Source organism: Streptomyces sp. SID14478 (assembly GCF_010548525.1).
Taxonomy (GTDB): Bacteria; Actinomycetota; Actinomycetes; order Streptomycetales; family Streptomycetaceae; genus Streptomyces.
In genome coordinates, this window is sequence record NZ_JAAGMG010000006.1 from 1 (window position 1) to 7663 (window position 7663).

At 68.6% G+C, this 7663-nt stretch carries 8 protein-coding genes and 1 pseudogene; 3 read left to right on the forward strand and 6 right to left on the reverse strand.

What is annotated here, in order from left to right; translation table 11 throughout:
- On the forward strand, positions 1-897 hold an 897-nt coding region (locus G3I40_RS00400), incomplete at its 5' end, for a 2-oxo acid dehydrogenase subunit E2 (protein WP_203643126.1).
- A 78-nt stretch (positions 898-975) separates the two neighbouring features.
- Here G3I40_RS00400 and G3I40_RS00405 read toward each other — a convergent pair.
- Genes G3I40_RS00405 through G3I40_RS00430 form a run of 6 tightly spaced genes read right to left on the reverse strand, consistent with a single transcriptional unit; the run spans position 976 to position 5055 of the window.
- On the reverse strand, positions 976-1626 hold the full coding sequence (locus G3I40_RS00405; protein WP_164300135.1) for a contact-dependent growth inhibition system immunity protein: 651 nt from the start codon (positions 1624-1626) through the stop codon (positions 976-978).
- 16 nt (positions 1627-1642) lie between these two features.
- On the reverse strand, positions 1643-1942 hold the full coding sequence (locus G3I40_RS00410) for an RNase A-like domain-containing protein (RefSeq protein ID WP_164300136.1): 300 nt from the start codon (positions 1940-1942) through the stop codon (positions 1643-1645).
- Between the two features lie 39 nt (positions 1943-1981).
- Positions 1982-2551, reverse strand: coding sequence for a hypothetical protein (locus G3I40_RS00415; protein ID WP_164300137.1), 570 nt, complete (start codon positions 2549-2551; stop codon positions 1982-1984).
- 21 nt (positions 2552-2572) lie between these two features.
- Complete coding sequence (locus G3I40_RS00420) at positions 2573-4318, reverse strand: RNase A-like domain-containing protein (protein WP_164300138.1); 1746 nt, start codon at positions 4316-4318, stop codon at positions 2573-2575.
- Positions 4318-4632, reverse strand: coding sequence for a WXG100 family type VII secretion target (locus G3I40_RS00425; RefSeq protein ID WP_164300139.1), 315 nt, complete (start codon positions 4630-4632; stop codon positions 4318-4320). The genes G3I40_RS00420 and G3I40_RS00425 overlap by 1 nt, the downstream gene beginning before the upstream one ends.
- Positions 4633-4665: 33 nt before the next feature.
- Entirely contained in the window at positions 4666-5055 is a 390-nt protein-coding gene (locus G3I40_RS00430; protein WP_164300140.1) for a WXG100 family type VII secretion target, read from the reverse strand.
- A 313-nt stretch (positions 5056-5368) separates the two neighbouring features.
- Between G3I40_RS00430 and G3I40_RS00435 the strand changes: the two genes are divergently transcribed.
- Positions 5369-5992: a GntR family transcriptional regulator gene (locus G3I40_RS00435; protein ID WP_164300141.1), complete on the forward strand. Its 624-nt coding sequence runs from the start codon at positions 5369-5371 to the stop codon at positions 5990-5992.
- Positions 5993-6221: 229 nt separating this feature from the next.
- Positions 6222-7663, forward strand: a pseudogene (locus G3I40_RS00440) (pyruvate dehydrogenase (acetyl-transferring), homodimeric type); the annotation flags it as partial.

Here is a 7663-nt window from a genome sequence, read left to right on the forward strand (position 1 = left end):
AAGCTCGCCGCGGAGAACAGCGTGGACCTGTCCACCGTCAAGGGCACCGGCGTCGGCGGCCGCATCCGCAAGCAGGACGTCACCGCCGCCGCCGAGGCCGCGAAGGCCGCCGCTCCGGCTCCGGCCGCCGCTGCCGCCCCCGCGAAGGCCGCCCCGACCCTGGAGGCCTCTCCCCTTCGCGGTCAGACGGTCAAGCTGCCGCGCATCCGCAAGGCCATCGCGGACAACATGCACAAGGCGCTGCAGGAGCAGGCTCAGCTGTCCTCGGTCATCGAGGTCGACATCACCAAGCTGATGAAGCTCCGCAACAAGGCCAAGGACGGCTTCGCCGCCCGCGAGGGCGTCAAGCTCTCCCCGATGCCGTTCTTCGTCAAGGCCGCCGTCCAGGCACTGAAGGCCCACCCGGTCATCAACGCCCGCCTGAACTACGACGAGGGCACCATCACCTACTTCGACTCCGAGAACGTCGGCATCGCCGTCGACTCGGAGAAGGGCCTGATGACCCCGGTCATCAAGGGTGCGGGTGACCTCAACATCGCGGGCATCGCCAAGAAGACCGCGGAGCTGGCCACCAAGGTCCGCACGAACAAGATCGCCCCGGACGACCTGTCGGGCGCCACCTTCACGATCTCCAACACGGGTTCGCGCGGTGCGCTCTTCGACACGGTCATCGTCCCGCCGAACCAGGTCGCCATCCTGGGCATCGGTGCCACGGTCAAGCGCCCGGTCGTCGTCTCCGACCCGGAGCTCGGTGACACGATCGCCATCCGTGACATGACGTACGTGACGCTCTCCTACGACCACCGTCTGGTGGACGGCGCGGACGCCGCCCGCTACCTGACCACGGTCAAGCAGATCCTCGAGGCCGGCGAGTTCACCGCCGAGCTGGGTCTGTAAGCGGTACGCCCCAGCAACACGGCGAAGGCCCCCGCCCGGAGTTCATCCTCCGGGCGGGGGCCTTCGCCGTACCCGCCGTTAACCGATCCGCGTCGCCACCAGCGCCAGCCAGCCGCTCACGCCGTACGCGTCCGGAGGCTCGACCTCCAGGCCCATTTCGGCCGCGCCGACGGCGTACGCGCTCTCGTCGAGCCCCAGGGCCAGCAGTTCGCGGATCTCCCCCACCAGGCGCGCGACGAGCCGGCGGTCGGTCGTCGCCGCGTAGTCGTCCACCGCGGCGTCGTGGTCGTCGAACTCGTCGGGCATGTCCTGCGAGAACCAGCCGCCGAGGAACTGTCCCAGCTCGGGGAAGCGGGCGTGCCACTCCCAGTGCGTGACCGGGGGCGCCGGCGGCGGGACCGTGCCTTCCTCGACGCTGCGCCGGATGTGGCCGGCGACCCGCGCGAGCCAGTCCAGGATCTCCGCGTCGGGCAGACCCACGTCCGGCAGGGCGTAGAACTCACCGATCTCGATCCGCAGCCGCCCCGGCGGGGTCCGTGCGAACTCCCGCAGCTGGCTCTCGGCGACGGCGAGCGCCCAGGGGCGGGTGTGCCAGGTGTGGCGCAGGTACGCGGTGAGTGCGGTGCCGGGCCTGTCCTCGGTGTCGTCCGCGGGTTGCCCGACGTAGGCCCGCAGGACCTGGTCCATCTCGCCGTGCTTGCGGTCGTGTTCGAGCGGGGTCAGCGCCACGGTCGGTCCTCGGCCTTCACACGTAGACGGGGAAGCTGGCGTGCACGGCGAACCCGTGCGCGGCGGACGGCTCGCGGCGCAGCACGACCCGGGCGGCGCGTACGTCGACGGCGCCCCTGCCCGCCAGCATCATCGCCTGCAGCAGCACCTTGCCGACGGGCTCGGGCCGGGACGGCCAGGCGGCCTCGATGGTGAGCCGCTGCCGGGTGGACCGGGCCAGCCAGCGATGGATGTCCTGTTCGTTGCGGGTGACCACGTGCTGCGTCGCCCATTGGGCGGTTTCGCGGTCGGGGTAGGTGGCGGTGCGGGTGCGCATGGTTTCTCCAGGACTACGGGTGCTGTGGGCTGTACCGCGTCACCAGTTGATGAAGGACCAGACCATACCGACCTCCGTGGCCGACACGAGAAAAAGGCCCACGTCCCAGGCGTGCCGAGAAATAGTCGCACAGCCGGAGATGCGCTGGTAGTAGTCCATTTCCTTGCTGCGACGCCCGGTATTGGCGTAAAAACACGAACCTTCCGGGAAGCGCGACAGAATAACACGCGCCTTCTCTTCGAGCCCTTCTCTGCGAAGCTCGAAATCCTGCTCCTTTTCTACGTTGATCCACGGCGTAGAGACAGCCACGAGGAGGCGCACGACCGAGGAACGCGGGATCTCGTTCACTCGGCCCCTCAGATGGTCCGCCGCAGCTGCGTCTTTCGGCAGCAGGGCGAAGGGATAGTATGGATCATCGACCCTCTCGAACTCCCCGGCCAAGGGATCGTTCGCATACCAGCCGCGGGCATCCGGTGTGCCGCTGTGCATCAGGGAAAGCACATCGAGCGCCCAGTCCTCGTGGTCTCTGCTCACCACTTTTGCAATGGTGTACTTGCGCGCATACATACCGAGCGCCTCGGACCAGGACTGCTCATCGGGCTGTGACACCGTCGTCTCCTTACGCAACATTCACTGGGGCATGGAAGTCAGCACGACAAACGGCGGGTCCAGACTCGGTTCATATCTGAGCATGGTAAGGACACCGTGAGCGTCCTTGGAGGGTGTCGGATGGCCGTTCACCACCGGCGCAGTGCGCCCGGTCACGACAGGGAGCGCCATATTTCCACCGGAGACCGCCGACACAGAAAACTCCTCTGTGGGAGGCGAAGGCGGAGGGTTCTTCAACCACTGGTCAATCGCCGTCGAATTACTCCTGATGTTGTATTGCGTATACTCTTGAGCCGAGTTCAGGTCCGTGAAGGAAGACGCTGCGGGAATCTGCATCGCTCCCGACCCGGTCGCCTCGTCCCGCAACCTCTGCGTCAGCTGCATGTCCGTGAGCCCGACATGCTTGTCGATGGTGTGACCCCCGTACAACTCCTCCTCCGTGGCCAGGTCGAAGGAGTACTTGTACGGGACCCTGCTCTCGTTGCGCTGCCAGCTGTGTTCCTTCTTGAAGTCGTTGAGGGAGCGCGCCCCGTACGCCTCCGCGCGCGCCGTCTCCGCCGTGAACGTGGGCACGCTCAGCAGCGCCTCGTCGAGCTCGGTCTCCAGCCCCTTCAGCACGGCGGCGGCAGCGGTGAACGCCTCGTGGTACGACTCGACCGCCTCGTTCGCGGCGCCCTTGTCCATGTGCGAGCGGAACGTCATGACGATCTCGGCGAAGGCCCCGGTCGCCGCGAGCCGCGTCAGTTCCCAGAAGTCCAGGCCCGTGGTCAGGTCCTTGACCGTGGCCTTCGCCGCTTCCTTGCCGAGCCGCGTGGTCGTCTCCCGGGTGGTGCGGGCCACCTCGGCCAGGTCGTCGAGCTGCTTCTGCACGACGGTCGCGGTGTTGCGCAGGATCTCGATGATCGGCCGCTGCTTCGCCGGCTGAACGGCGCGGTTCGTCTTCCAACTGCGGCCGATGGACACCCGGTTGCCCTGCGGGTCGAAGGTCCGTCCCCACTCCGTGGTGCCCCAGATGGTCTGGCAGAACGCCTTCATCGCGCCCTGCCACTCGTCATTTCCCTTGTTGTTGGTGATGTATTTGATGGCGGTGTTGAAGTCGTCGGACGCTTTCTTGGCCGCTTTCACGGACGCGCCCCAGCCAGTGGCCATGCCCGTGAAGTCGTCGTCCTTGCAGCCCGGGGTGATCTCGTGCGTCTTGCCGAGGTTGAGGCCGTGCTCGATGGCGGGCCTGATGACGTCGGCGAGGAAGTCGGGGATCTCGCCGAGGGCGCCGGACAGTGCCCAGGAGTCGGCGTCCTCGCCGGTTCCGGTCCACTTGATGTCGTGGACGGGGCCGTACCTGGGAGGTCTGTCGATGACGACCGGCGGGGCCTTCTCGACCGGTGGGGGGCCGTACATCCGGCGGGCCGACCAGTCGGCCTGCGTGTACTTGTTCGCGGTGTCCGTGAGGCCGACGGCGACCCCGCCCACGCTCACGACGCTCTTCGCCCACAGCTCCAGGAACTTCTCGTTCACGGTCTTGTACGCGGCGGCGAAGGCGTCGGCGCCCCTGCCGGTGCCTGCCGACTGGCTGTACTTGTTCAGCACCTCGACCAGGGCCGTCGCGCCCTCGTCGTAGTCGAACTGGCCGTCGCGCACCACGATCGCCGTGTAGTGCAGATGCGGCGGCTGGACGTCGAAGCCGCCGCCCGCCTTGGGGGCTTGTGCGGGCCGGGCCGCGCCCCGTTCCTGCTTACGCTGCTCGTCGCTCGGCCGCTCGTCGGCCATCAGGCGCCGCCCCATCCCCGTAACACGGCGCTGTGCGCGGCCGCGTATCCGCGATGCCCGCTGGTCACGACCTCGTGCAGCCATTTCTGGGCCGCTTCCAGGTCCCGCGCGGAGGTGTCCCACTTGTCGAGTTCGTCGAGGAAGACGTCACGGGCCTCGCCCTGCCAGGACGCGACGACCGGCGCCAGGCGCTTGTAGAGGTCGTCCAGTTTTCCGTTGAGCTGCCTGAGGATGTCGTCGAGCTCCGTCGTCAGGTGCTCCAACGTGCCGAACGACACCGCTATGTGATCGTCGTCGGCGCTACCGCTGCCCATGGTCCGTTCCCCCGTTCCCCCGTCGTCCGCCGGTCACAGTTGGTCGAGTCCGCTGCGCGGACGCGCGGGCGGCGGCTCGGACGGCGTGGACAGCCGGTCCGCCTCGGCGTCCACGTCGACCTCGACGGCACGCATGCGCGCCAGCACGTCGAGCTCCGTCGCGGTGAACCCGTCCCTGCTCAGCCGGACCGCTTCCTCGAGCTTCTTCATGACGTCGCGGATGCGGACCGCGTCCTCTGCGACGGAGCGGTGGAGCTTGCGGTACTCGACCGCCGCGGGCCCCTGCCACCCCTCCTCGACCTCGTCGACGACCCGGTCCATGCGGGTGACCTGCCGGGTCAGGTGGTCCTGCATGGCGTCGAGGTCGTCGGCCAGTTTCGTCAGGTCCTCGTCCTTGGCCGCCAGGTCCTTGTTCCGGCCCATCGCGCTCCCCCGTTCCGCCCGGTACCCGCTGCCTCCCTCGTCCCCCCTGCACCCCAATCTAATAGAAACCAGGTTCGAGAAGCATGCGATACGGCGACGGAACAGGTCCTCAATTTCCTGGACGGCAGCGGCAGTTGACGCTCCGTCCGGGAATCCGCCGGCATCGCGCCGGCATGTGTCCGCACCCGCCCGGGCACCTCTCTGTAACAGGCATCACCCGCGGCGGGAGCGGCCATGCCCCTTCTGTCCTGGGCCGCAGCCGTATTGTCTAAGGGTCCCGCCGACCCCCGGGTCCACCTGCCGAGGAGCCCCCATGACCACGCCCGTCGTCCACTCGCTGCGCGAACAGATCCGCGAGCACATCGTGGAGGGGATCGTCAGCGGCCGCTGGCAGCCGGGCGAGCGGATCGTGGAGCGGCGGATCGCCACCGAGCTGGAGGTCAGCCAGACGCCCGTGCGGGAGGCACTGCGCGAGCTGGAGTCGCTGCGGCTGATCGAGTCGGCGCCCAACAAGGGCGTGCGGGTGCGGAACCTGTCCGCGGCGGACCTGGAGGAGAGTTACCCGGTGCGGGCCGGCCTGGAGGCGATCGCCGCGGAGCTGGCCGCCGAGCGGCTGGCCGGCGACTGCTCCGCCCTCGAACCGCACGTCGCGGCGCTGTACCGGGCCGACCAGGACGCCGACGGCACCGGGCAGGTGCGGCACACCGTCGCGTTCCACCGGGAGCTGGTGCGGGCCGCGGACAACTCCGTGCTGCTGCACACCTGGGAGGGGCTCGGCATCGAGGTCTTCACCGCGCTGTCCATCCGCTGGCTGGGCACCGTGCAGCAGTCGTACGCGGAGGAGCACGAGGCGCTGGTCGCGGCGTTCCGGCGGCGGGACCCGGCCATCGCCGAGCTGGTGAAGGCGCATGTCCTCGGGTGCGCCCCGCGCCCGTGACCTGCGTCTCACCCGCACCGGCCCCGCAGGGCACTCGGTGCCCTGTTTGCGGGCACCCTGTGCCTACTTTCTCGATCTGAAGAGGTTTTGCCCTTCAACCCTTTGATCGATCATCGATCAGGGAGTTACAGTCGCCGACGGGTCCCTACCGGGACCCTCGCCCTGTCCTGCCAAAGACAAAGGGCACCCCCACCCCACCCCCTTCGACTCAGGAAGGCGTGCGGCGACTATGACCGACCCCATGCGCATCCAGCCGAGCGAGCTCGACCAGCTCCCGGACCGTGACCCCGAGGAGACCGCCGAATGGCAGGCCTCCCTGGACGCCGTTACCAAGGCGGCAGGGCCGCACCGTGCCGCGTACCTGATGCGGCGCACGCTGGAAGGCGCCGAGGCGGGCGGCCTGGCGCTGCCGAAGCTTCTTGAGACGGACTACGTCAACTCCATCCCCACCGCCGTCGAGCCGGAGTTCCCCGGCGACGAGGAGATGGAAGCCAAGATCACCGCGTACAACCGCTGGAACGCGGCCGCGATGGTGACCCGCGGCAGCAAGCACGGCGTCGGCGGCCACATCGCCACCTTCGCCTCGGCCGCCTGGCTGTACGAGACCGGCTTCAACCACTTCTTCCGCGGCAAGGAGGGCGACGGCTCGGGCGACCAGCTCTACATCCAGGGCCACGCCTCCCCCGGCATCTACGCCCGCGCGTTCCTCGACGGCCGCCTCAGCGAGCAGCAGCTCGACAACTTCCGCCGCGAGGCCGGCGGCAACGGCCTGCCGTCGTACCCGCACCCGCGGCGCCTGCCCTGGCTGTGGGAGTTCCCCACGGTGTCCATGGGCCTCGGCCCGCTGTCGGCGATCTACCAGGCGCGGTTCAACCGCTACCTGTCGGCGCGCGGCATCAAGGACACCTCGAACTCGCACGTCTGGGCGTTCCTCGGCGACGGCGAGATGGACGAGCCCGAGTCGACCTCGGCGCTCACGCTCGCCGCCCGCGAGGGTCTGGACAACCTGACCTTCGTCATCAACTGCAACCTGCAGCGCCTGGACGGCCCGGTCCGCCCGAACTTCCGCGTGGTGCAGGAGCTTGAGGCCCAGTTCCTCGGCTCTGGCTGGAACGTCATCAAGTCCCTGTGGGGCAACGCCTGGGACGAGCTCTTCCAGCTCGACACCACCGGCGCCCTGCTGCGCCGGCTGCGCGAGGTCCCGGACGCCCAGTTCCAGACGTACCAGACCCGCGACGTCGCCTACATCCGCGAGCACTTCTTCGGCACCGACCCGGCGCTGATCGAGCTCGCCAAGGTGCTCTCCGACGACAAGGTCTCCGAGTGCTTCCACACCTCGCGCGGCGGCCACGAGCCCCGCAAGGTGTACGCGGCGTACAAGGCGGCCGTCGAGCACAAGGGCAAGCCGACCGTGATCCTCACCCAGACGGTGAAGGGCTTCACGCTCGGCAAGGGCTTCGAGTCCAAGAACGCCAACCACCAGATGAAGAAGCTGACGATCGACGAGTTCAAGGGGATGCGTGACCTCCTTGACCTCCCGATCCCGGACAGCCGCTTCGAGGACGGCGTCGTCCCGTACGCGCGTCCCGCCGAGGACTCCCCCGAGCTGCGCTACCTCACCGAGCGCCGCGCCGCGCTCGGCGGTCCCGCGCCGGCCCGCCGCACGCAGCC